This is a genomic window from Clostridium sp. SGI.024 (genome assembly GCF_050315195.1).
In the GTDB taxonomy this organism is placed as follows: domain Bacteria; phylum Bacillota; class Clostridia; order Clostridiales; family Clostridiaceae; genus Clostridium.
The window spans coordinates 21,232-45,548 of sequence record NZ_JBNPON010000009.1 but is presented as its reverse complement, the minus strand read 5'-3'; the positions used below and the strand labels follow the sequence as shown (position 1 = coordinate 45,548).

Genomic DNA, 24,317 nt, shown 5'->3' with positions numbered 1-24,317 from the left:
TCTAACCACAATATATGTAAAAAACGACGTAGGGAGGATGCTTATGAGTTATGTAGTAGAAATGCTTAATATCCGTAAAGAATTTCCAGGAATTGTTGCCAATGATAATGTTACATTGCAACTTAAAAAAGGTGAAATTCATGCTCTTTTAGGAGAAAACGGAGCTGGTAAATCTACATTGATGGGAATGCTTTTTGGAATGTATACTCCAGAAGCTGGAATAATAAAAGTAAATGGTAAAGAAGTTAAAATTTCAAGCCCTAATGTAGCTAATGATTTAGGTATAGGAATGGTTCATCAGCATTTTAAATTAGTTGAGAACTTTACTGTAACAGAAAATATTATTTTAGGTTTAGAACCAAAGAAGTTTTTATCAATAGATATAAAAAGTGCAGCAAAGAAAATTGAAGAATTATCAAAAACTTATGGATTAAATGTTGATCCATATGCAAAAATTGAAGATATATCAGTTGGTATGCAGCAACGTGTTGAAATATTAAAGATGCTTTATAGAAATGCAGAAGTTCTTATTTTTGATGAACCAACAGCAGTTTTAACTCCACAGGAAATAGAAGATTTATTAAAAATTATGAAAAATCTTATTAAAGAAGGAAAGTCAATAATTTTAATTACTCATAAATTAAAGGAAATTAAAGAAGCTGCAAATAGGTGTACTGTAATTAGAAGAGGAAAATATATAGGGACTGTAGATGTTAAAGAAACTTCAGAAGCTGATATGGCTAAAATGATGGTTGGAAGACAAGTATCATTTAAAGTTGATAAAAAGGAAGCTAAGCCAAGTGAAGTGGTATTAAAATTAAATAATGTATCTGTTAAAAATAATAAAAAAGTATTGGGTTTAAAAAACTTTAGCTTAGAAGTTAGAAAAGGCGAAATTGTTGGAATAGCTGGAGTAGAAGGTAATGGTCAAACAGAACTAGTGGAAGCTATTACTGGTATGAGAGCTGTTGAAGAAGGAAGTATATTATTTAATGGAAAAGATATAACAAAAAATTCTATAAGAAAAAGAATTGATGAAGGAATAGCACATATTCCAGAGGATAGACATAAAAGAGGACTTATTTTAGATTATACCATGGAAGATAATATGGTTCTTAAGGCTTATAAGAATGAACCTTTTTCTAAAAAAGGTCTTATAAATAGAGAAGAAATAAAAAAATACTCTGATCATATAATAGAAACCTTTGATGTAAGATCAGGAGAAGGTGGAAATTCTATAGCTAGGTCTTTATCAGGTGGTAATCAACAAAAAGGAATAATAGGACGTGAAATTCTTTCAAATCCTGATTTATTAATTGCTGTTCAGCCAACTAGAGGACTTGACGTAGGATCAATAGAATACATACACAAAAGACTTGTTGAACAAAGAGATAATGGCAAGGCCGTACTTTTAGTATCTCTTGAATTGGATGAAGTTTTAAATGTTTCTGATAGAATTGCCATAGTTAATAATGGAGAACTTATAGGAATAGTTAATGCTTCTGAAACAGATGAAAATGAAGTTGGTTTAATGATGGCAGGAATAAAGAGAGGTGAAGCTTAATGGAAAAAAATCAAGCTATAAAATCCATAATGGCAGTAATACTTGGACTAATTGCTGGTGCCTTATTAATGCTTATTATGGGATTTAACCCTGTTGAAGGATATACATATTTATTTAAAGGTGGATTAATGAACCTAGAAAGAATAGGGAATACAATTGCTACAGCAACACCTTTAATGCTTACAGGACTTTCAGTTGCCTTTGCCTTTAAAACAGGATTATTTAATATAGGTACACCTGGACAAATGTTATTTGGAGGATTTTGTTCAATAGCAGTAGGTTTAAGTTTAGATTTACCTAAGATGATATTAGTTCCAATAGTTGTTGCTGTTGGTATTATTGGAGGAGCTTTATGGGCAATAGTACCCGGAGTATTAAAAGCTAAATTTAACGTACACGAAGTTGTATCATCTATAATGATGAACTGGGTGGCTTATTGGATAGTTTATTATATGGTACCACAATATTTTAAAGGTGAATTCTTAGAAACTGAATCTAGAATGTTACCAGAAGCAGCTACTTTAAGAGTAAATTGGTTATCAGAAATATTTAAAGGCTCATACATAAATTTAGGTATTTTCTTAGCTTTAATAGCAGTTTTAGTAATATGGTTTACTCTAAATAAAACAGTTTTAGGATATGAATTAAAAGCTGTTGGATTTAATAGATTTGGTGCAGAATATGCAGGTATGCCTGTTAATAGAAATATAGTTATATCAATGATGATAGCTGGTGCTTTATCAGGACTTGCAGGAGTTATACAATACACAGGAAATGCAAATATAATGCAAATTGGTGTAATGCCAAGCCAAGGCTTTGATGGTATAGCAGTTGCCTTACTTGGAGCAAGTAGTCCTATTGGGGTTATTTTCTCATCATTATTCTTTGGAATTTTATATGTAGGAAAAGGCTTTATGAATGCAGCTGTAAAAGTACCACCAGAACTTGCAGATACTATAATGGCTACAATAATTTATTTTGCAGCAACTAGTATGGTAATGGATAAAATAATAAAATGGTTTAAAAAGAATAGAAATAAAGGAAAAAAAGATAGTACTTCTGAAAGGGTGGTGGAAAAATAATGTGGAGTATAATTGAACAAGTTTTTCCATATGCAATTTCTTATACAATTCCTTTACTAATAACAGCTTTAGGAGCACTTTATTGTGAAAGAAGTGGAATTGTAAATATAGGATTAGATGGACTTATGATAGTTGGATCTTTTGCTGGAGCATTAACAGTTTCTAAATTACAAGCTAATGGAGTAGCAGGAGCCTTATGGATTGGTTTATTAGTAGCAGTAATAGTTGGTGTATTATTTTCATTACTTCATGCTTTTGCAAGTATTAACTTAAATGCAGACCAAGTTATAAGTGGTACAGCTATAAATATGATAGCAGGTGCTTTAACTGTATTCCTAGCAAGAAATATTACAGGTAGCGGTAATATAAGAATAACTAATGGATTTATTCCAAAGGATATTCCAATACTTTCAGAAATACCTGTAATAGGACCACTTTTCTTCACTAAGACATATGCTACTACTTGGTTAGTATTATTAATTTTAGTGTTAAGCATATTTATACTTTATAAAACTAGTTTTGGCTTAAGATTAAGATCTTGTGGAGAACATCCTCAAGCATCTGCAGCAGCAGGGATAAGTGTATTTAAAATGAGATATATAGGTGTTATGATATCAGGAGGAATGTCAGCTTTAGGTGGAGCTATAATTCTAGTAACATATTCAGGAGAGTTTAATGGAAGTGTTGCAGGACTTGGATTCCTTGCTTTAGCAGCGTTAATTTTTGGACAATGGAGACCTCTTGGAATATTAGGAGCAACTTTCTTCTTTGGATTTGCTTCAACTATAGCAAATGTATCACAAGCTATACCATCACTAGCTCAAATACCAGGAGTTGTATTAAAAACATTCCCATATATAGTAACCTTAATAGCTTTAGTATTATTTTCTAAATCATCACAAGCACCTAAGGCGGCTGGAGAGCCTTTTGATGCAGGAAAGAGATAATATAAGTAATAGGGAATAAGTAAAAGATTATTAGAACTAAATAAGAGATAGATATTATATTAATTGACTTTAAAGGAAAAAGAGTTTTAAGGAATATAATATTTGTCTCTTATTATTATTTAATTAATAAAAGAATTACTATTCTAAATATTTAGCTTTGAAGTATAATTTATAAAACTACTATGATTTTAAATGAGGTAATTTTATAGAGTATACTTTTTTTGCTTGTAAAGTTGTAATAAATAATGGTAAATTATAAAGTAAGTGAGTATAATAAATATATTAGCAGTAAGTAAATATAAAATATTAATAAAAAATTTTTAAGGGGGAAACAACATGAAAAAAGTCAGAATTGCTTTAATGGGGCTAGGCAATGTTGGGCGTGGAGTTTGGATGATATTAAATTCAAACAAAGAAGAAATTATGAAAAGATCAGGCTATGAAGTAGAAGTGGCCAAGATATTAGTTAGAGATATTAATAAAGCTAGAGAAATTGAAGTTCCTAAAAATCTTTTAACTACAGATATCAATGATATTATTAAAGATGATTCAATTAAGATTGTAGTAGAAGTAATGGGCGGAATTGAACCAGCAAGAGAGTATATGTTAGCAGCTATGGACAGAAAGAAACACATAGTTACAGCAAACAAAATGTTACTTGCTACAGGTGGGGATGAGCTTTTTGAAAAAGCTGATAAAGAAGGTGTAATGTTCAATTATGAGGCAAGTGTAGCTGGTGGTATTCCTATAATTAAAGGCATAAATGAAAGTTTGACGGCTAATAAAGTAGAAAGATTATATGGTATAGTAAATGGAACTACAAACTATATATTAACTAAAATGGATTATGATAATTTAGGGTTCAATGAAGCATTAAAGGAAGCTCAAGATAAAGGGTATGCTGAAGCAGATCCAACTTCAGATATTGAAGGATATGATTCACAATATAAATTAGCAATATTATCTTCTTTAGCCTTTGGAACAAAAATTAAAGTTGAAGATGTTTATAGAGAAGGTATTACTAATGTTGAAGCTATAGATATAGAATATGCTAAAGAATTTAAAAAAGTAATAAAGTTATTAGCTATAGTAAAAGATAATGAAGGAAAATTAGAACTTAGAGTTCATCCAACTATGATACCAGAAAATCATCCGTTAGCAAATGTTAATGACTCTTTCAATGCAGTATTAATACGTGGAAATGCTGTTGGTGATTTAATGTTTTACGGTAGAGGAGCAGGAGACTTACCAACAGGAAGTGCTGTTGTTTCTGATATAGTAGCAATATTAAGAAATAATATTGATATAGATAATTTAAATCCAGTAGTAAAAAATAATTTATGGAAAAAAGAAATAAACGATATTAATACAATAAATAGCAAATACTACATTAGATTATCTGTAGAAGATAGAACTGGTGTATTAGGAGAAATAACTTCTGTTTTTGGAAATGAAAATGTAAGTTTGAGATCTGTTATACAAAAAGGGATAGATTCAGTAAATGAAAATAAAGTTACATTGGTTTTAGTAACACATGATTGCAATGAAGGAAATCTTAGAAATGCAATAAATAATGTTTGTAAGCTGAAATCAGTATACAAATTAAATAATTTAATAAGAATAGAAGATTTTAATTAAGATAATTATTAGAGCTGTATTAATAAGAATATTACCAAACTGGTAAATTAGTATTAATATGGCTTATATTATTATAATTCTTTACTTTTTATATGAATAGTTTTTATTGAGAATATAAGATTAAAGTACTATAATATAAAAAAACAATAGGAGAAAGTAAAATGAGTATTAAATCAATAAATAGTAGCCAAGCTGAAAAACTAATTAAAAATAAAGAGAATTTATTAATTTTAGATGTTAGAAGACCTAATGAATTTAAAGAATCGAGAATTGTAAACTCAATAAATATACCAGTAGAAGAAATAGAATGGGAAGTAGATGAATTAGAAAAATATAAAGATAAGCCAATTTTAGTATATTGTAAAGTTGGAGTAAGGAGTAGCGTTGCTTGTAATTTTCTTGAAAGTGAAGGCTTTAATAACTTATATAATTTAAGAGGTGGTATATTAGACTTCAATGGAGAAATTGAATAGATAATATTCTTACATAATTTTTTAGTATAAATTATAGGAAATAGGATAAAATAAAGATGTGAAATAATTGATAGGTCTAAAAAACATGTAAAATAATTGACAGTTCTAAAAATAAATGTTACAATAACAAATGTGTTAAGTAGAAACAGCCGTTTCTCACCTTACGGCATGGCTTAGTAGGGTAATTAGTTTAGTAATAATTACTAGTTATATAACTAGATTTTTATACGCACTAGAGGACGGCATGATATGTCCTCTAGTTTTTGTGTTTTTAGATAATATTTTGGAGGTGACTTGGTATAAGTAAGGATTTTACTTGTAATGAAGCTATAAGAGTTAAGGAAGTTAGATTAATTGATGCAGATGGTGCACAATTAGGAGTTGTTCCTACAAAGGAGGCTCAAAAAATTGCAGAAGAGAAAGAATTAGATTTAGTAATGATTTCTCCAAATGCTAATCCACCAGTATGTAAAGTAATGGATTTAGGAAAATATATTTATGAGCAATCTAAGAAGGAAAAAGAAGCAAAGAAAAAGCAAAAGGTTACTACAATTAAAGAAATAAGATGTAGTTTAACTATTGAAGAAAATGATATTGCAATTAAAGCAAAAAATGCTAGAAAGTTTTTATTAGACGGGGATAAAGTTAAAATCACTGTTAGATTTAAAGGAAGAGAAGCACAATTAGGACATATAGGACAAAGAATTTTAGATAATTTTGTTTCGAAGTTAGAAGATGTTTGTGTAGTTGAAAAACCAGCAAAACATGAAGGCAGAAACATGACAATGGTTTTAGGCCCAAAAAAAGCATAACTTGAGAGGAGATTAGTATAATGCCAAAAATGAAAACCCATAGAGGTGCAGCAAAAAGATTCAAAAAGACTGGAACTGGAAAATTAAAAAGAGCTAAGGCTTTTAAGAGTCATATATTAACTAAGAAAAGTTCAAAGAGAAAGAGAAACTTAAGAAAAGCTGCTTATGTTTCAACTACTCAAGAAAAAGCAATGAAGAAATTATTACCATACCTATAATATAGAGGTTTTTAGGAGGATTAAACATGGCTAGAGTTAAAAGAGCAACCAACGCTCGTAAGAATCATAAAAAAGTATTAAAGCTTGCAAAAGGTTATTACGGTGGAAAAAGTAGATTATTTAAAACTGCTAACGAATCAGTAATAAGAGCTTTAAGAAATGCATATGTTGGAAGAAGATTAAAGAAGAGAGATTTTAGAAGACTTTGGATAGCTAGAATAAATGCAGCTACAAGAATGAATGGACTTTCATATTCAAAGTTTATGAATGGAATTAAATTAGCAGGAATAGATATGAACAGAAAGATGTTATCTGAAATTGCTATAAATGATCCAAAAGCATTTACTGATTTAGTAGAATTAGCAAAGAATTCTTTAAAATAATTTATAAATAAGCTTATAGTGTAGATTTATTATACACTATAAGCTTATTTACTTTTCAAAGACTTTATATAAAATTAATTTTAATATAAAATTAACAAGGATAAATAGAACAAAAGATGTATAATTATAATATAATAAATGATAATTAACAGTGGTATAAAAAGAGGGGAGTTATATGAAGATAGGATTAGTTTTATCTGGAGGGGGAGGAAAAGGTGCTTATGAACTTGGAGTTTGGAAGGCCTTAAAGGAACTAAAAATAGATAAATATATTGATGTATTTTCTGGAACATCAATAGGTGCATTTAATGCAATTCTATTTGCACAAGATAGCATAGAAAAAGCAGAGGCGCTATGGGAAGAAGTAACTATGGACAAAATAGTTCCCATAAGTAAGTTCGACTTATTGAAAAAAGGAATAGGACTAGTTATTGGATCAAAAAACATTAATTTTGCCAAAAAATATATTAATCAAAAAATATATGAAGGTGCTGTTTCTAAAGATGGAGCTAAGGAAATAATAGATAAGTATCTAGACATAGAATGTGTTAAAGCTAAGAATAAAATATGCTATGCTGCTTGCACAGAATTACCTGATTTTAATGTTAAATATTTTAAAGTTAATGATTATACAGAAGATTTAGGAAAAGAAATAATAATTGCGTCAGCATCATTACCTTTAATATATGAAGCAACAGATATTATGGGGAAAAAATATATAGATGGTGGAATGGCGGATAATACACCAATTCAACCTGTATATGGAGAAGGTTGTGATATAATTATAGTAGTACTACTATCAAAAGAATCACGAATAGATAGAGAGTTGTATCCTAATACACATATTATAGAACTTTATCCACGAAATCTAAATGAAAGTGTTATTAATGGGACTTTAAATTTAGATGAAGAAGCTAAAAAAAATAGAATAAAAGAAGGCTATGAGGATACTATGAGGAGTATAGAGCCTATATTAAAAATGGCTGAATATAAGGTTCTTTTAGAAGAAAAAGAGGAGTTTCCAAGATTATTTAAGACATATAATTACTTTAAATCAATATTGAATAAAAATAAGAATAAAAATAATAAATAAAATTATCTTAGAAACTCCTTTCGGAGTTTCTTCTTTAAATTTTCATTGTGATACAGCACATTTTAAATTGCCTTATAATTATAAGTTAAACCTTCATATACAAATTCTTTATCATTAATATTTAATAAATCACTAGGCTTAATTAAGCTAGGAATCTTATCTGAATCATATATTTCGCTTTTTATTAATAGATGTGAAATGAACTCTGAACAAAAATATCTATTATTCCTTTTAATTGGTTTATTAATTACCACACCTATTAAGCCAAGAAGGCTGTATCTATATTTTTTTTGGTCTTGTAAAAAAAGATTTAGTTCATTTCTTAATAATAAGTATTGTTTATTTGTAACTTCAATTTTATAAATAACACATTGACTATTTTGGAATTTTTTATAAACTCCATCTCTTAAGTTTTCTTCAACTAAACCACCTATAAATGGATTACTAGGAAATATTCTTCCAAATGAATACATTTTTTCAAAAGTGTCATCAAAACTTAAGGAAACATGGACATATTTATCTTTCGTGTAATAATTAATGCATTTTGATAGTATTGTTCCTGTATTAGAAAACACTAGATAAATTTTTTTCTTGGTCATTTCTTAAATCATCCCCCGATAATTAGTTAAAGATAAATATATAAGAATTATAATATATAATTCTTAATATATCATTAAGAAAATATAAAAAATAATAAAATTATTATATAAATAGGTAGAGATTAAATTAAGTATAAACTTATAATAATAAAAATTAGGCTTTTAACGAAAAATAGAAATAAATAAATAAAAAATGATATAATTGATTAAGGAAATTATAGGAATGATAATTAAGAGGTGATGATTTGAAAAAAAATGCAATGCAAAGAGAGTTTAAGAAATTAAAATCTCAAATTAATCATATTGAGGAAATAGCACATAATTCAAAAGTAGGTGCATTAATAGAACAAGAATCTTCTCTTAGAAAGAAGATAAGACAACTTATTGATATGGAAGATGAAGGATTTAAAGAATATAAAGATGTTAGAGATAGATATGAAGAATTATTAGAGTATATTTCTAAAAGATTATTAGATGATTATAACCAAAAGCATAATACTGATTTTGATTTTTATCAAGTTATAAGGGGAAATTATAATAGTTTTATTAATTCTGGTTTTATGACAGTATTAACAAAACAGCATATACCTAAAATAATATCTAAAGAATTTGAAGAAAACTTTCCTAAAAATCCTAAAGATGAATATAAATTAGCAAGAAATATAAAAAGAAAAGTATTTATTCATCTTGGAGAAACGAATACAGGAAAAACATATACAGCAATGGAAAGGCTAAAGGAAGCAAAAAATGGAGTTTATTTATCTCCTTTAAGAATACTAGCTTTAGAAAATTTTGAGAAGCTAAACAATAGTAATATAATATGTAACTTATTAACTGGAGAAGAAGAAATACTAAAGGAGGGAGCTACTCATACCTCCTGTACAATTGAGAAGGTAGATTTAAAAAAAGAATATGATATTGCCATTATAGATGAAATACAGATGATAAATGACTCCCAAAGAGGAGCTGCATGGACTAGAGCTTTACTTGGATTAAGAAGTAAAGAAATTCATATATGTGGTGCTTTAAATGCTAAGAAAATAGTAGAAGAAATACTTAGGGATTGTGAAGATGATTATGAATTTAAGGAGTATAAAAGAAGTATTCCTTTAGAAGTAGAAAATAAAAATTTCTCTTATGATAATGCAGAAGAAGGAGATGCTATAGTTGTATTTTCTAAGAAAAAAGTATTACAGATAGCACAGCAATATTCAGAAAAAGGAGTTAGAACTAGTATAATCTATGGAGATCTTCCACCTGAAGTACGAAGAAAGCAATATGATATGTTTATAAATAAAGAAAATAAAATTCTTGTAACTACGGATGCTATAGGAATGGGAGTAAATTTACCTATAAAGCGTATAATTTTCTTGGATATTCAAAAATTTGATGGAGAAGAAATAAGAAGTTTAACGTCTCAAGAAGTAAAACAGGTAGCAGGTAGAGCCGGTAGAAAAGGAATCTATGAAGTAGGATATGTAGCTACAGTTCGTGATAATCAAAAATTTATCAAAGAAAAATTAGATGAAGAGGATAGTATAATAAGAAAAGCAGTTTTAGGTCCTTCAGAAGCTATATTAAATATAAAAAGCCTACCACTAAATGAGAAGTTGGCTTTATGGTCTACTAGAGAAGAAGCTTTAAATTATTATAGAAAGATGGATATAAATGAATATTTAATAATTTTAGATAGGATAAAGAAATATAAATTAAAAGAAGAAATTCAATGGGAATTATTAAAGATCCCCTTTGATATTTCAAAAGAGGAACTTATGGATACATTCTTAGGATATGTTGAGGAATTATTTATATTAAAAAATAAGGTGATAAGTAAGCCTCAATGCTTTAGAGGAAATTTAGATGAACTTGAAGTATATTATCAAAGAATAAATATGTATTATTCTTTCTGCAAGTTATTTAAACTAGAATTTGATTTTAAATGGATATATGAAGAAAGAATAAAGATAAGTGAGGATATTAATGAAATATTAATTAGGTTATAATTAATATGTTATAATAGATTTATTAAATCCTTGAAAGGAAGATATTATGGAATACAAATTTAAATTTGATGAAAAAGAATATATTTTAGGAGAAGATAATTTAGAATACTTTGCTAATGATGAAAATGAAGAACTTAAAGGAATAGATGAAGAAAAAGTATTAGAATTACTATCAAATAGTGATGAAGTAGAGTTTCAAAAAGCTTATTACGAAACTTGCTGCAGTAATTGTAAAGATGGAAAAGAAGAAAAGAAAAAGGTGTTTGACTTCTTAGAATTTTATTTTTATGCATATGGTAAAAATAATAATTATGTAACTAGTAGTATTGATACTAACTATGATAAAAAATCTTTTACTAGACTTAGCAGAGAAGGAATAGTTGATAAAAGTTATATAGTAACAGTTATAGTGTGTAAGAATTGTGGAACTTATGCTATAGAGATAGAAGAATTTGAATTGTAAATAATAGTAATGTATTAAAAATTATTAAGGGTATAAAATACATTTGAAAGGATGTGTTAATATGCCTAAGAATACTAAGACTGAAACACCAAAGCAAAAGGGTACAAGAAGACAAAGATTACATGAAAATCAAAACAATATAGGTAATGATAAGAATAAACCAGAATATACAGACTATGACGGAAATCCAATCTAAGAAAGTGCTTTCATATAATTAATATAGAAAATATTGAAAGTATTAAAAAATTATAAGCCATCTCTAGTAGATAAAAAATCTACTGAGATGGCTTATTGAAATTTAAAAAGGATTTTAAAATAATATTAAGATAAAAACTATAAATATATTAAAGGTAATTTTAAATTTATGTAGAATATAAATATAAGCACTACAAATTAAAATAATGATAAAGATAATATTATATCGACTTTAGGAGGGAAACATAATGGGTAGAATTGCAGAATGTTCTGTAATTATAAAAGATGATTTCAATAATATATTTATTGTTAGGAGAAAAACAAAACGAAATGAGCCAAAATTATGGTATATAGTAGGAAAGAAAATAAGAGGAAAAGAAACTGAAGAAAAGTGTATTGCAAGAGCTATAAAAGATGATTTGAAGTCTATAATTTTTAATTTGGAAAAATTAGGAGAAATTAAAATAAGTGCTGAAAAAGATGAATTATGTGCTGTTTATTTAGGTCAGTTAAAAGAAAAAATAGTATATGGAAATGATATAGTAGAAGGTAAGTGGGTTAGTGCAAAAGAATTAGAAAATTATGATTTAGCTGAATATGAAAAAGAAAAAATTTTGTGTTATATAAATAGATAAGAATTTTTAAATTACTAATTTAAGTCTTAGTTTTTATAGAAATGTTTTTATATAGAGCTGCATGTGCAGTTCTATATATTTTTTTAGGATTGATAAAAAATTAACTATTGACATAAGGAACTATTATATTTATGATGGAAATAAAGAATAATAAATACTCATTTGTTTTATGAATTCTATTCATACTCATTTGTATATTTATTATATAAATTTTAAAAAATATTAATCTGACAAAAAAGAGAAATCTGATTTGAAAGAAAATAGATAAAAGTATATTAATAATAAAGGCTATTATTAGACTAGTTATAGTTTAAGTTTTTTTGTAATAACTTTTATTATTAATATAGATCCTGTTTTCTTTTAAGAAAACAGGATTTTTTTGATTGATTAAAAAAAGAATAAGATAATCTATAAATTTTTTTAGGAGGAAAATATGAAAATCGCTGTTATTAGTGCCATACTTGAAAAACCTAGTAAATGTAATGCTAATTTTAATGAGGTTGTATCTAGCTTTAGAGGAAGTATAAAGGGAAGAATGGGTATTCCCTTAGATGATGAAACTTCCGTTATATCAATAGTAGTAGTTGGAAGTTTAAATGAAATTAATAGTTTAACAGGAAGGCTTGGAAATATAGAAGGTGTAACAGTTAAAACTGCTATTAGTAAAAAAGAGGCTATGTTATAGCATCGCGAAAAATTAATAATTTTATATTCTACATTATAAATTTGGAGGTATAGAATGAATATAAAAAATATAATTGATAAATTATATGAAACTAACAATGCTAGTAGAGAGGAACTTGTATTTTTATTAGATAATTTAACAGAAAATGATAAGACTTATTTAGTAGAAAAAGCCCACCAAACAAGAATGAAAACCTATGGAAATACAGTTTATATGAGAGGTCTTATAGAATTCACTAACATATGTAAAAAAAATTGTGTTTATTGTGGAATAAGAAGAGAAAATAAAAATGCTGATAGATATAGATTAACTTTAGAAGATATTTTAGAATGTGTTGAAATTGGAGATAGATTAGGATACAAGACCTATGTACTTCAAGGTGGAGAAGATGATTATTTTACTGATGAAAGAATGATAGAAATTATAAAGGCTATAAAAAGTAAGTATCCTAATAATGCAATTACATTATCAATAGGGGAAAGAAGTTATGAATCTTATAAAAGGATGTTCGAAGCAGGAGCAGATAGATATCTTTTAAGACATGAAACTGCTACAAAAGAACTTTATGAAGATTTGCATCCAGGAGCAAGTTTTGAAGAGAGAAGAAAGTGTTTAAGAGATTTAAAAGAAATTGGATATCAAGTTGGTGCAGGTTTTATGGTAGGATTACCTAATCAAAGCACTAATGATTTAGTTAATGATTTACTATTTGTAAAAGAATTTGAACCTCATATGTGTGGGATAGGTCCATTTATACCACATAAAGATACTCCATTAAAGGATAAAATAGGTGGAACTGTGGAAATGACAACTACAATATTAGCTTTAGTTAGGTTATTATTACCAAGTGTTCTATTACCTTCAACTACTGCTCTTGGAAGTATAGATCCTATAGGAAGGGAAAAGGGAATTAAAGCAGGTGGAAATGTAGTAATGCCAAATCTTTCTCCAACTAGTGTGAGAGAAAAATATTCTTTATATGATGGGAAAATATGTACAGGAGATGAAGCTGCAGAATGTAGAAAGTGTATAGAAGGAAGGATAAATAAAGCTGGTTTTAAGGTTGAAATTACAAGAGGTGATAATGTAGCTTGGGCAAAAGATAATGGCTATTATAAATCAAGCAAAGGTAATATTCAGCTTGAAAATATAAAATTAATATAAATTAGAGTGTAGGGGTGTATTAAATGTTTATTGATCATGAGTATATTGAAAGAATTTTAGAAGAAGCTAAGGGAGCTACTAGAGAAGATATTAAGAGAGTTTTAGAAAAGGCTAAAAAAAGAAGTGGATTATCATATGAAGATATAGCTGTACTTTTACAAGCTGAAGATAAAGAAGATATGAAAGAAATATACAAGCTAGCAGGAGAAATTAAGGATTCTATATATGGAAAAAGAATAGTAATTTTTGCTCCTTTATATGTTAGTGATTATTGTGTAAATAATTGTGTGTACTGTGGATATAAGAGGACTAATGATTTTTCTAGAAGAAAGTTAACTATGGAAGAGGTAGCAGAAGAGGTTAAAATATTAGAAAAAATGGGTCATAAGAGATTAGCTCTAGAACTTGGAGAAGATCCAGTAAATGCACCAATAGAGTATGTTTTAGAGTGTTTAAAAACTATTTATTCAACTCAAAATGATAATGGTGAAATAAGAAGAGTTAATGTTAATATTGCTGCTACAACTGTAGAAAATTATAGAAAACTTAAAGAAGCTAAAATTGGAACATATATATTATTCCAAGAAACATATCATAAGCCAACTTATGATAATATGCATCCAAAGTCTTTAAAGGGAGATTATAATTATCATTTAACTTCCTTTGATAGAGCTATGGAAGCTGGAATAGATGATGTTGGTGGTGGGGTTTTATTCGGCCTTGCAGATCCTAAATTCGAAGTTTTAGGACTTATGATGCACAATAAGCATTTAGAAGATAAATATGGAGTTGGTTTCCATACAATATCAATGCCAAGATTAAAGCCAGCTTCAGGAGTAACACTTAAAGAGTTCCCTAATTTAGTAGATGATGAAATGTTTAAAAAATTAGTTGCTATTATTAGAATAGCAGTTCCATTTACTGGAATAATAATGTCTACTAGAGAAACAGAAGAAATGAGAAGAGAATTATTAAGATATGGTGTATCACAAATAAGTGCAGGCTCAAGCACTGGTGTTGGAGGATACAAAGAAAGAGAAGAAGGAAAATATGATAGTGTTCAATTTAAAACATCTGATGATAGAACGCCTTTAGATGTAATAAAATCAGTATTAGATGATGGATATATTCCAAGTTATTGCACAGCTTGTTATAGAAGAGGAAGAACTGGAGAAAGATTTATGAAGCTTGCAAAGAGTGGAGAAATCCAAAATGTTTGTGAACCAAATGCAATAACTACTCTTTTAGAATTTGCTATAGATTATGGTGATAAAGAAATATTAGAAAAAGCAGAAGCTGTTATTAATAGAGAAAAAGAAAATATAAAGAGAAAAGATATTAAGGAATTACTAGAGAAAAACTTAGAAAGATTAAGAGCAGGAGAAAGAGATCTATATTTATAGGAGGGTTGTAGTATGAATTCAACACCCAATGCAAATAGAAAACATATAGCTATTTATGGAAAGACAAATGCAGGTAAATCATCATTAATTAATAAGCTTTTAGGTCATGAAGTATCTTTAGTTTCAGAAAAAGAAGGAACTACAACAGATCCAGTTCAAAAGGCTATGGAATTAATACCTGTAGGTCCAGTACTATTTATAGATACAGCTGGATTTAAAGATGAAAGTAGCCTTGGAGAAATAAGGACTAAAAGGACTTTAGATATATTAAAAAGGACAGATATAGCAATTTATCTTTTTGATGCTTTAGATATAGATTTAGAAGAATTTAATAAAATAAAGAGAAATTTTAAAAAATATAATATACCTTATATTGCAGTTATTAATCAAATAGATAAATTAAAAAATGAAGAATTAAACCTATTAAAAGAAAAAAATAAGGATTACTTGTTTATATCTTCATTAACTGGTGAGGGGATTGAAGATTTAAAAGGAAAACTTATAAATATTTTAAAGGAAGAAGAAGAGGAGATTCCAATAGTTGGTGATTTGCTTCCTTATAATAGTAAGGTAATAATGGTAGTACCTATAGATTCAGAAGCTCCAAAGGGGAGAATAATATTACCACAAGTTCAATGTATAAGAGATTGTTTAGATCATGGAATAAAGAGTTATGTAGTAAGAGATACTGAACTTGAAGCTGCTTTAAAAGATATAAAGGATGTTGATTTAGTAATAACTGATTCACAAGCTTTTAAGGAAGTAGACAAAATAGTTCCAAGTCATATAAAACTAACTAGCTTTTCTATGTTATTTGCAAGACAAAAGGGAGATTTTGAAGAGTTTATAAAAGGGGCTTTCAAAATTAATAGTTTAAATAAAAATTCAAAAATCTTAATAGCTGAAAGTTGTACTCATAATGTATCCCATGAGGATATTGGAAGAGTAAAAATACCTAAGCTAATAAATAAATTTGTGGGTGAAGAATTAAGCTATGAATATAGTATTTTTCATGATTTCCCAGAGGATATAGATAAATATGATTTAATTATTCATTGTGGAGCATGTATGATTAATAGAAAAACAGTAATTAATAGAGTTAATGAATGTAAGGAAAAAAATGTTCCTATAACTAATTATGGTATAGTTCTAGCATATTTAAATGGAATATTAGAAAGAAGTTTATCTTTGTTAAATATGCAAATAGATGATATAATATAAATTATAAATTACGAAGGAAAAGGGGAATTATGATGAAAGATTTAGTTTTAGAAGCAAATAGATGTTATATTTGCAAAAATCCAAGGTGTAAGGCTCATTGTCCAATAAGCACTCCAATTCCAGAAATAATAGATTTGTTTAAGGAAGGACAAATAGCAAAGGCTGGAGAAATGTTATTTAATAATAATCCACTTTCTTTAGTTTGCTCCATAGTTTGTCCTCATGAAGATCAATGCAAGGGCAATTGTATTAGAGGAATTAAGGGTGAGCCAGTAAGATTTTGTGATATAGAAAGGCATATATCAAAGTATTATTTAGAAAATGTTAAATTAGAAAAAGAAGCAGAACTAGATGAAAAAATTGCTATAGTAGGAGGGGGACCAGCGGGTATAACAATAGCCTTTATACTTGCACAAAAAGGCTATAAGATTACTTTGTTTGACTCTCATGATAAAATTGGTGGAGTATTAAGATATGGTATTCCAGAATTTAGATTGCCGAAAAGTATCATAGATCATTATGAAGAAAGATTAATTGAATTAGGTGTTAAAATAAGACCAAATACATTAATTGGACCTGTACTTACTTTAGACAAGCTTTTTTACGATGGATATAAAGCAATATTTATTGGAACTGGGGTATGGAATCCTAAAACCTTAGATATAAAGGGAGAAAGCTTAGGAAATGTACATTATGCAATTGACTATTTAAAATCGCCTAATGTTTATAACTTAGGAGATAAAGTATGTGTAATTGGTGCTGGTGATGTAGCGATGGATGCAGCAAGAACTGCAAAGATAAATGGAGCAAAAGAAGTCTATATTTTATACAGAAAGGGAATGGAAAACATACCTGCAACAAAGGTTGAATTAGAAGGAGCAATTTCAGATGGAGTTAAATTTGAATTATTTAAATCTCCTTTAGAATTAACCGAAGAGGGTGTAAAATACATAGAAACAGAAAATGCTATTGGTGATGATGGTAGAGTAAGCACTGTAGCAATAGAAGGAAAAGAAGGATTATTTGAATGTGATTCTATAATAATTGCCGTTAGTCAATCACCTAAAAACAATATTGTTTCAAACACAACAGGACTTGAAACAAATAAATGGGGATTATTATTAACTGATGAGTATGGTCATACAACAAGAGAAGGCGTTTTTGCTTCAGGAGATGTAGTTACTGGAGCTAAGACTGTAGTAAGAGCAGCATCACATGCTAAGGTAGTAGCAGAAGAAATTGAAAAGTATATTTTAAAAAATAAATAAAAATTATTAAAAGAGACCAGTTGTAGTATTAATTATATTGGTCTTTTTTATTTTAATATAAAAAATATATAATAGTGAGTATAAGTTAGTTATTAAAAGAAACTATGGGGTTTGATATTATTATATAATATTAGATAAAGTTCATATGTTAAGGATGAATTATCTATAGAATTTGTAAGAATAAATATTAATAAAGTAATTGAAGAAATAAAACGCTTGTAAATAAATTATTTAATTCTCTGAAAATTCATATATAATATAATTATCAAAGGATTATAAATAAGGTGGAGGATTAAATGGGAGCAATAGTAGAATTATTAAATGAGTTATGCAATGATACTAATATAAAAGTTAGATTATTAGATGTTAATAATAATGAAATATATGATAATTTACCATCAAGAGAATCTAAGATTATGAGAAAGATAACTATAGATAATGAACAATATAAAATTATACTAGAACAAGAAGATATGAGAATAATACCTATAGTTGAATATTTACTAAACAAGTGTATTAAAAAAGAAAATATAGTACAAGAATTATTAGAAGGTAGAAAACAATGGGATGTTTTAAAGGAATCTATTATTACAAAAGCTAATAAAATGCTATTAATTGAAAGTAATAAGGAAGATGAAGTTTTAGAAATAATAAGAGATACATATTTAGATAATGATTTTTATGTTGGTGAAATATACGATAGGATAATAGTAGTAGGAAATTTAGAAGATGAAAAAGATCATGCATTTTCATTAAAAGAAACTATTATACAAATATTAGGGGTAAATGCAAAAATAAGTATAAGTGATTTAGATGGAACTTTCAAGGGCTTTAAGAATTCCTATAAAGCAGCTGTACAAGCCTTGGATATAGGCAGAAGATTTAAAATAAAGCCTGAAATATATTGTTTAAAAGATATGTATTTAGAAAGAGCTATTTATAATTTATCAAATGAATATTCTCAAAATATTAAGGAAGAGTATAAAAATATATTTAAGGGATTTAACTATGAATTAATACAAACCTTAGAGGAAATACTAAAATGTGATTTATCATTAACAAAAGCTGCTAAAAACCTATATATTCATAGAAATACTTTAATGTACAGAATCGAGAAAATAAAGAAAGAAACTGGATTCGATATACGTAATTTTAAGGAAGCTACATTTTTATATATACTTTATATGAATAGTAAAGTAAATTATTAGATAAAAAATAAGCTTTACAAAGCTGATTTAAATAAGAATTTAATAAGATGTAGAAGGTAGAATTTTTTTAATAATCCTACTTTCTACATTATTCATTTTATTAATAAGCATTTTCAATAAATTTGAATTTATTTACATCAAATAAGCCTTTATCAGTTATTTTCAATTCTGGAATAACTGGAAGAGACAAGAAAGATAAAGTTAAAAAAGGATTGAAGTTTATATCAGGAGCTACTTCATTTATAGCTAAGTGAAGTTTATTTAAGTCAGAGATAACATCAGAATATTCTCTAGCAGTTATAAGTCCTGCAATTTCTAGCTGAATGGATGCTAGTACTTTTCTATTTTTAACAACTATAATTCCACCATTAATTTTTTTTAGCTCTTCTATTGCAAATAATATATCTTCATCGCATGTTCCACAGGTAATTAAATTATGAGAATCATGAGCCACTGTTGTAGCTATGGCTCCAAATTTTATATTAAGTCCTTTTATTACACCAAGTCCAATATTACCTGTATTTTTATGTCTTTCAATTACAGCTATTTTTAGTAAATCCAAATTTACATCTGATTTAAAACTATTAGTATCTTTTAAAGTATTTATATTAATTTTCACATGATTACTTTCTAGTTTATTTGGCATGATTTCAATTACATTTAATATTGTTTTTCCTTTTAAATCTATTTCTAAGTCTTTTGAAGTAATACTTTTAGTATTAATATTATTTAAAATAGGAAAATCATACTTTGTTTTAGATATATCACATACTAATTTATTTTCTTGTACTACTAATTTACCATTTTTATAAACTGAATTAATTTTAAAGTTATACAAATCATCTAATATTATAAAATCAGCAGTATAACCAGGTGCTATTGCTCCTTTATATTTTAAGTTATAGCATTCTGAAGGATTTAGTGTACACATTTGTATAGCAGTTTCAGGTGATAAACCATAAGATATAGCCGTTCTTATAGAACTATCCATACTTCCATTTTCTTCTAAATCATCTATATGTTTATCATCTGTACAAAAAACAAATTCTTCTACTATTAGAAATAGAAGCTGATTTTATTAATTCCTTTAAGTTTTTAGCTACAGAGCCTTCCCTAAGGTGAACATACATACCTCTTCTTAGTTTTTCAATAACTTCTTGTGCTAAATGAGATTCATGGTCAGTAGAAATATTAGCTGTAGAATAAACGTTTAACATATCATTAGTAAATCCGGCACAATGACCATCAATAACAAGGCCCCTTGATTTGGCATCCCAAAGCTTATTAATCATATCATCAGAGCAGTTTATAACTTCAGGATAGTTCATAACTTCTGCAAGACCTAAAACATTAGGCTCATTATATAATGGATGTAAATCAGAACTTTCTAATATAGCACCAGAAGTTTCAAAATAAGTAGCTGGTACACAAGAAGGAAGCATAAAGTAATAATCAAATGGAGTATCTTTAGCAAGATCCATAATAAGTTTTATACCTTTATCTCCTAGTACATTAGCAATTTCGTGTGGGTCAATAACAATAGATGTGATTCCGTGTAATAAAGCAGCTTTGTAGTATTCTTTTGGAGTTACTAGTGAAGATTCAATGTGTGCATGAGCATCTATAAGACCAGGACAAATGTATTTACCAGTACCATCAATTTCAACTAGTCCACTATAATTACCGAAGCCTACAATGACCCCATTTTTAATAGCTACATTATCTATAAAAGAATTGTTTTGAAATACATCAACAATAGTTATGTTATTAATAACTAAGTCACATATTTCAACTTTACTTGAAGCCTTAATTTGAGATATAAAATTTTTTTTATTCATAAATCCACCCCTGAGAATATTTAAACATAAAAATAAACAACATCACCTGGATTAAAACTTTTTTGTTATACTATTTACGGTAGTATAAGTATAGATGTCTGAACCATTTTATCAAGCTTATATAAAGTTTTTTGTATATATTATATGTAATTGAAGACAAGCTGTCAAAGGTAAAGTTATATTAATATTCATTATTTTCGCACAAATAAAGAACTTATAACTATAAAAATATCTAATTATATGTTTTAATATTATATAAGGAGGGGGTTATTTTGCCAATAAAAATTCCAGTAGAGCTTCCAGCTTTTAAAGTTTTATCTAATGAAAATATATTTGTAATGAATATTGAAAGGGCGCAAAGGCAAGATATAAGGCCTTTAAAAATAGCAATTCTAAATTTAATGCCAATAAAGATTCAAGCTGAAAATCAATTGCTTAGATATTTATCTAATACTCCTATTCAAATAGAAATAACATTGATACAAACAAAAAGTTATTCATCTCAAAATACTCCTATAGAGCATTTAGAAAAATTCTATAATTATTTTGAAGATGTGAAGAATGATAAATTTGATGGGTTAATAATAACTGGGGCACCTGTCGAGACTATGAACTTTGAGGATGTATTATATTGGGATGAACTTAAGGAAATAATGGAATGGAGTAAGGTAAATGTCTTTTCAACATTACACATCTGTTGGGGAGCACAAGCAGCTTTATATTATCATTATAATATAAAAAAAGTACCTTTAGATAAAAAAATGTTTGGGGTATTTCCTCATAAGGTAAATATAATAAATGAGGACTTAACAAGAGGTTTAGATGATGTTTTTTATGCACCACATTCAAGACATACAACTACATTAATAGATGATATAAATAAAGTTAAAAAGCTTGAAATATTAGCAGAATCAGAGGAAGCTGGAGCATTTATAATTGCAACAAGAGATAAGAGACAAATATTTATAACAGGTCATTTAGAATACGATAGGGATACACTAAAGAATGAGTACTTAAGAGATTATGATAAAGGAATAAAAATAGATATTCCTAAAAATTATTTTCCTAAAGATGATATTAAAGAAGTACCTAATGTAAGATGGAGGGGAAGTGCAAATATAGTTTTTGGCAATTGGATTAATTATTGTATTTATCAAAATACTCCATATAATATTAAAAATATTAGGTAAAGGCGGTTACTATTTAAAATAGTTTAAAATTTAAATAGCATAAATTCTATATTTTTTCTTTTTTAAGCTAAATTGAAAGATAGCACTTTTTTTATATGAAATAGTATAATATAAAAGAAACCATAAATTTTGGAGGAATTATGGAAGAAAGAATAGTAATTTTAGGAGAAATAAACGAATTTTTTATAGCCTTTTGTAAATACCTTATTTCAAAAGAATTAGAAGTATATGTAGCTTTAAGTAAAAATCAAGGATTATCTAAATTAAAGGATATAGAAGGAAAGATTTCTTTAATAAAATATAATGATGAAGTAGATGAAATAAAATTTATATTAACATCAATTGAACCTAAAAGCATATACAACCTATATGGACCTATTAATAACAATGACTTAAAGGGATTAATAGAAAAGTTCTTTTTAAAAAACATACTATTATTAGAAGGATTAAGAGAATCCAATAATTCATTATTGATTAATGTAATAGAAAGAACAGAACGAGATGCTGAAGGAAAGCCATTAAGTATATACACTGAAATTGTAGATTTTTTAGATAAGGTTAATAAGTTTTATAGAGATAATTATAAAGTTGAAGTAAGAACGAAGTATAGAGATGAGTATGAGAATACTATAAAATATAAAATACTATAAAAAATGAAATAAATATATTTTTAGTAATTTCTTTAAAATTACTTAGTTAATTCTATGATTTACATTCTAAATTTTTAATTAGGGGTTGTTTCTACAACTCCTAATTTATTTGTCTTATTATTTAATTAAAAAAATATTAAATTTGTTATATTATTATATATATTTGATATTATATGATAATAATTATTATAATGTGGAGGTAATAATGAAAAAATATTTTAATTTAGCAGCTATTTATTTAGTTTTAGGACTAGCTATGGGAGTTGTTTATAGAGAATTTACTAAAATAAATGGATTTGAAGGAAAAACAGCTTTAGTAGGTGTACATACCCATGCACTAACATTAGGTTTTATGTTCTTTATATTAGTATTGCTTCTAGTTAAGAACTTTAAAATATCACAAATAAAAGGATTTAAATCATGGTGTATTTTTTATAATGTTTCATTAATTTATTTGCTTTCTACCTTAACAGCTAGAGGTATATTACAAGTATTAGGTAATGATTTTGCAGGATTAAACCATATAGCAGGACTTGGCCATGTATTGATTTCTATAGCATTAGTTTGGTTTGTAGTTATTGTAAATAAATCTATAAAAGAATAAAAGTTAATAAAATCTTTAAAGTTTGGTAAACTAAGATTAAAATTAAAAGAAACATTTTATTATTTTAAAATGTTTCTTTTAATATTTATATTTCAAATAGTTACAGTTTTAAAATAATGTTATAATATATTTGAATATATTATAGGGTTGGTATATGAAAATGAAAGATTTAATAAAGTTTCAATTAGAAAATATGGAGTTATTTAATAAAATAGCTAAAGAAACCAAAGAAGCTTTATCTGATTTTGGTGAGGTTAAATGCTTTGTTAAAGGAAGTCATATATTTAGAGACAAGGAAAAAGTTAATAAGATATATATAGTTTATAGTGGAAAAGTTGCATTATATAAATTAAATGAATCTGCTCAAAAAAAAGTAGTATTTATTCTAGGAAAGAATTCAATTATAAATGCAGTGGTTTTAGATGATTTACCTGCTTCTATAAATTGTGAAGTCTTTGAAAAAGCAGAAATATTAGCCTTTGATAAAGTTAGATTTGAAGAAGTAATGAAAAAAGATTTCGAATTAACTAAGATAGTTATTTCATCATTAACTATAAAAGTAAGAAGGTTATATAGGCAATTAAAAAATTCAACACCTATTAAAGTTGAAAAAAGAGTGGCTGCAAAGCTATGGAAGTTATCTAAAGATTATGGTGTTAATGTTTACAACGGTACATTAATAGATTTAAATGTCAGTATAACTTATTTAGCTGATATGTTTGGAGCACCTCGAGAAACTATATCTAGAGCATTAAAACATCTTCAAGAAAAAGGTTTAATAATATTTGAAAAGAAAAAAATAATAATAAAAGATAGAGATGAACTTTCAAGATTTTTTAAGGGTATATAATATAAAAAATAATAGAAAAAACAATTAACTGTGATAATAATCACAGTTTTTATTTTTGTTTAATATTATAATAATCTTACAAATTGTTATTATTGTAACAATCCTAGAGAAGGAAAGTTGATATCTAATTT

At 27.0% G+C, this 24,317-nt stretch carries 24 protein-coding genes, 1 pseudogene and 1 riboswitch; of the genes and pseudogenes, 23 read left to right on the top strand and 2 right to left on the bottom strand.

Annotation, left to right across the window (positions count from 1 at the left end; translation table 11 throughout):
• Positions 1-43 precede the first annotated feature (43 nt).
• From ACQRD5_RS04820 to ACQRD5_RS04780, 9 genes are all read left to right on the top strand, one after another.
• Positions 44-1,564 carry an ABC transporter ATP-binding protein gene (locus ACQRD5_RS04820; RefSeq protein WP_291627310.1) on the top strand — a complete coding sequence of 507 codons (1,521 nt, stop codon included), beginning with the start codon at positions 44-46 and terminating at the stop codon, positions 1,562-1,564.
• Positions 1,564-2,646, top strand: a complete 1,083-nt coding sequence (locus ACQRD5_RS04815; RefSeq protein ID WP_294364865.1) for an ABC transporter permease — start codon at positions 1,564-1,566, stop codon at positions 2,644-2,646. The genes ACQRD5_RS04820 and ACQRD5_RS04815 overlap by 1 nt, the downstream gene beginning before the upstream one ends.
• Complete coding sequence (locus ACQRD5_RS04810) at positions 2,646-3,593, top strand: ABC transporter permease (RefSeq protein WP_291627314.1); 948 nt, start codon at positions 2,646-2,648, stop codon at positions 3,591-3,593. Before ACQRD5_RS04815 ends, ACQRD5_RS04810 begins: the two co-directional genes overlap by 1 nt.
• A 336-nt stretch (positions 3,594-3,929) precedes the next feature.
• On the top strand, positions 3,930-5,231 hold the full coding sequence (locus tag ACQRD5_RS04805; protein WP_291627316.1) for a homoserine dehydrogenase: 1,302 nt from the start codon (positions 3,930-3,932) through the stop codon (positions 5,229-5,231).
• Between the two features lie 161 nt (positions 5,232-5,392).
• Entirely contained in the window at positions 5,393-5,704 is a 312-nt protein-coding gene (locus ACQRD5_RS04800) for a rhodanese-like domain-containing protein (RefSeq protein WP_291627318.1), read from the top strand.
• Between the two features lie 299 nt (positions 5,705-6,003).
• Positions 6,004-6,516 carry a translation initiation factor IF-3 gene (gene infC / locus ACQRD5_RS04795; RefSeq protein WP_291627358.1) on the top strand — a complete coding sequence of 171 codons (513 nt, stop codon included), beginning with the start codon at positions 6,004-6,006 and terminating at the stop codon, positions 6,514-6,516.
• Positions 6,517-6,536: 20 nt separating this feature from the next.
• Positions 6,537-6,734: a 50S ribosomal protein L35 gene (gene rpmI, locus ACQRD5_RS04790; protein ID WP_016206790.1), complete on the top strand. Its 198-nt coding sequence runs from the start codon at positions 6,537-6,539 to the stop codon at positions 6,732-6,734.
• Between the two features lie 26 nt (positions 6,735-6,760).
• Entirely contained in the window at positions 6,761-7,117 is a 357-nt protein-coding gene (gene rplT, locus ACQRD5_RS04785) for a 50S ribosomal protein L20 (RefSeq protein WP_291627323.1), read from the top strand.
• 175 nt (positions 7,118-7,292) lie between these two features.
• On the top strand, positions 7,293-8,210 hold the full coding sequence (locus ACQRD5_RS04780) for a patatin-like phospholipase family protein (RefSeq protein ID WP_291627325.1): 918 nt from the start codon (positions 7,293-7,295) through the stop codon (positions 8,208-8,210).
• 62 nt (positions 8,211-8,272) lie between these two features.
• On the opposite strand, the gene ACQRD5_RS04775 is transcribed toward ACQRD5_RS04780, so the two are convergent.
• A complete protein-coding gene (locus ACQRD5_RS04775) occupies positions 8,273-8,809 on the bottom strand; it encodes a hypothetical protein (RefSeq protein ID WP_291627327.1) in 537 nt (178 codons plus the stop codon).
• A gap of 245 nt (positions 8,810-9,054) precedes the next feature.
• Here ACQRD5_RS04775 and ACQRD5_RS04770 point away from each other — a divergent pair, with 245 nt between their 5' ends.
• From ACQRD5_RS04770 to ACQRD5_RS04725, 10 genes are all read left to right on the top strand, one after another.
• A complete protein-coding gene (locus ACQRD5_RS04770) occupies positions 9,055-10,812 on the top strand; it encodes a helicase-related protein (RefSeq protein WP_291627329.1) in 1,758 nt (585 codons plus the stop codon).
• Between the two features lie 46 nt (positions 10,813-10,858).
• Positions 10,859-11,275 (top strand): DUF3785 family protein, encoded by a 417-nt coding sequence (locus ACQRD5_RS04765; RefSeq protein ID WP_291627331.1) that lies wholly within the window; start codon positions 10,859-10,861, stop codon positions 11,273-11,275.
• 61 nt (positions 11,276-11,336) lie between these two features.
• Positions 11,337-11,471: a clostri-philic family protein gene (locus ACQRD5_RS04760; protein WP_291627333.1), complete on the top strand. Its 135-nt coding sequence runs from the start codon at positions 11,337-11,339 to the stop codon at positions 11,469-11,471.
• 247 nt (positions 11,472-11,718) lie between these two features.
• The gene (locus tag ACQRD5_RS04755; protein WP_291627335.1) at positions 11,719-12,105 is read left to right on the top strand and encodes an NUDIX domain-containing protein; all 387 of its coding nucleotides are present in this window, start codon (positions 11,719-11,721) and stop codon (positions 12,103-12,105) included.
• A gap of 433 nt (positions 12,106-12,538) precedes the next feature.
• Positions 12,539-12,790 (top strand): TM1266 family iron-only hydrogenase system putative regulator, encoded by a 252-nt coding sequence (locus tag ACQRD5_RS04750; protein WP_291627337.1) that lies wholly within the window; start codon positions 12,539-12,541, stop codon positions 12,788-12,790.
• Positions 12,791-12,844: 54 nt separating this feature from the next.
• On the top strand, positions 12,845-13,954 hold the full coding sequence (hydE, locus tag ACQRD5_RS04745; protein WP_291627339.1) for a [FeFe] hydrogenase H-cluster radical SAM maturase HydE: 1,110 nt from the start codon (positions 12,845-12,847) through the stop codon (positions 13,952-13,954).
• A gap of 23 nt (positions 13,955-13,977) precedes the next feature.
• On the top strand, positions 13,978-15,357 hold the full coding sequence (hydG, locus tag ACQRD5_RS04740) for a [FeFe] hydrogenase H-cluster radical SAM maturase HydG (RefSeq protein WP_291627340.1): 1,380 nt from the start codon (positions 13,978-13,980) through the stop codon (positions 15,355-15,357).
• Between the two features lie 12 nt (positions 15,358-15,369).
• A complete protein-coding gene (hydF, locus tag ACQRD5_RS04735; protein WP_291627342.1) occupies positions 15,370-16,578 on the top strand; it encodes a [FeFe] hydrogenase H-cluster maturation GTPase HydF in 1,209 nt (402 codons plus the stop codon).
• Between the two features lie 32 nt (positions 16,579-16,610).
• Positions 16,611-17,846 (top strand): NAD(P)-dependent oxidoreductase, encoded by a 1,236-nt coding sequence (locus ACQRD5_RS04730; RefSeq protein WP_291627359.1) that lies wholly within the window; start codon positions 16,611-16,613, stop codon positions 17,844-17,846.
• A 296-nt stretch (positions 17,847-18,142) separates the two neighbouring features.
• Positions 18,143-19,054 carry a PucR family transcriptional regulator gene (locus ACQRD5_RS04725; RefSeq protein ID WP_291627344.1) on the top strand — a complete coding sequence of 304 codons (912 nt, stop codon included), beginning with the start codon at positions 18,143-18,145 and terminating at the stop codon, positions 19,052-19,054.
• A gap of 100 nt (positions 19,055-19,154) precedes the next feature.
• On the opposite strand, the pseudogene ade reads toward ACQRD5_RS04725, so the two are convergent.
• A pseudogene (ade, locus tag ACQRD5_RS04720) lies at positions 19,155-20,892 on the bottom strand (adenine deaminase).
• 42 nt (positions 20,893-20,934) lie between these two features.
• A riboswitch (purine riboswitch) is annotated at positions 20,935-21,037 on the bottom strand.
• Between the two features lie 127 nt (positions 21,038-21,164).
• Here ade and metA point away from each other — a divergent pair.
• From metA to ACQRD5_RS04700, 4 genes are all read left to right on the top strand, one after another.
• On the top strand, positions 21,165-22,082 hold the full coding sequence (metA, locus tag ACQRD5_RS04715) for a homoserine O-acetyltransferase MetA (protein ID WP_291627348.1): 918 nt from the start codon (positions 21,165-21,167) through the stop codon (positions 22,080-22,082).
• A 140-nt stretch (positions 22,083-22,222) separates the two neighbouring features.
• On the top strand, positions 22,223-22,732 hold the full coding sequence (locus tag ACQRD5_RS04710) for a hypothetical protein (protein WP_291627350.1): 510 nt from the start codon (positions 22,223-22,225) through the stop codon (positions 22,730-22,732).
• A 205-nt stretch (positions 22,733-22,937) separates the two neighbouring features.
• Positions 22,938-23,336, top strand: coding sequence for a DUF2871 domain-containing protein (locus ACQRD5_RS04705; protein WP_291627352.1), 399 nt, complete (start codon positions 22,938-22,940; stop codon positions 23,334-23,336).
• Positions 23,337-23,496: 160 nt separating this feature from the next.
• Complete coding sequence (locus tag ACQRD5_RS04700) at positions 23,497-24,186, top strand: Crp/Fnr family transcriptional regulator (RefSeq protein ID WP_291627360.1); 690 nt, start codon at positions 23,497-23,499, stop codon at positions 24,184-24,186.
• The last annotated feature ends 131 nt before the right edge of the window (positions 24,187-24,317 follow it).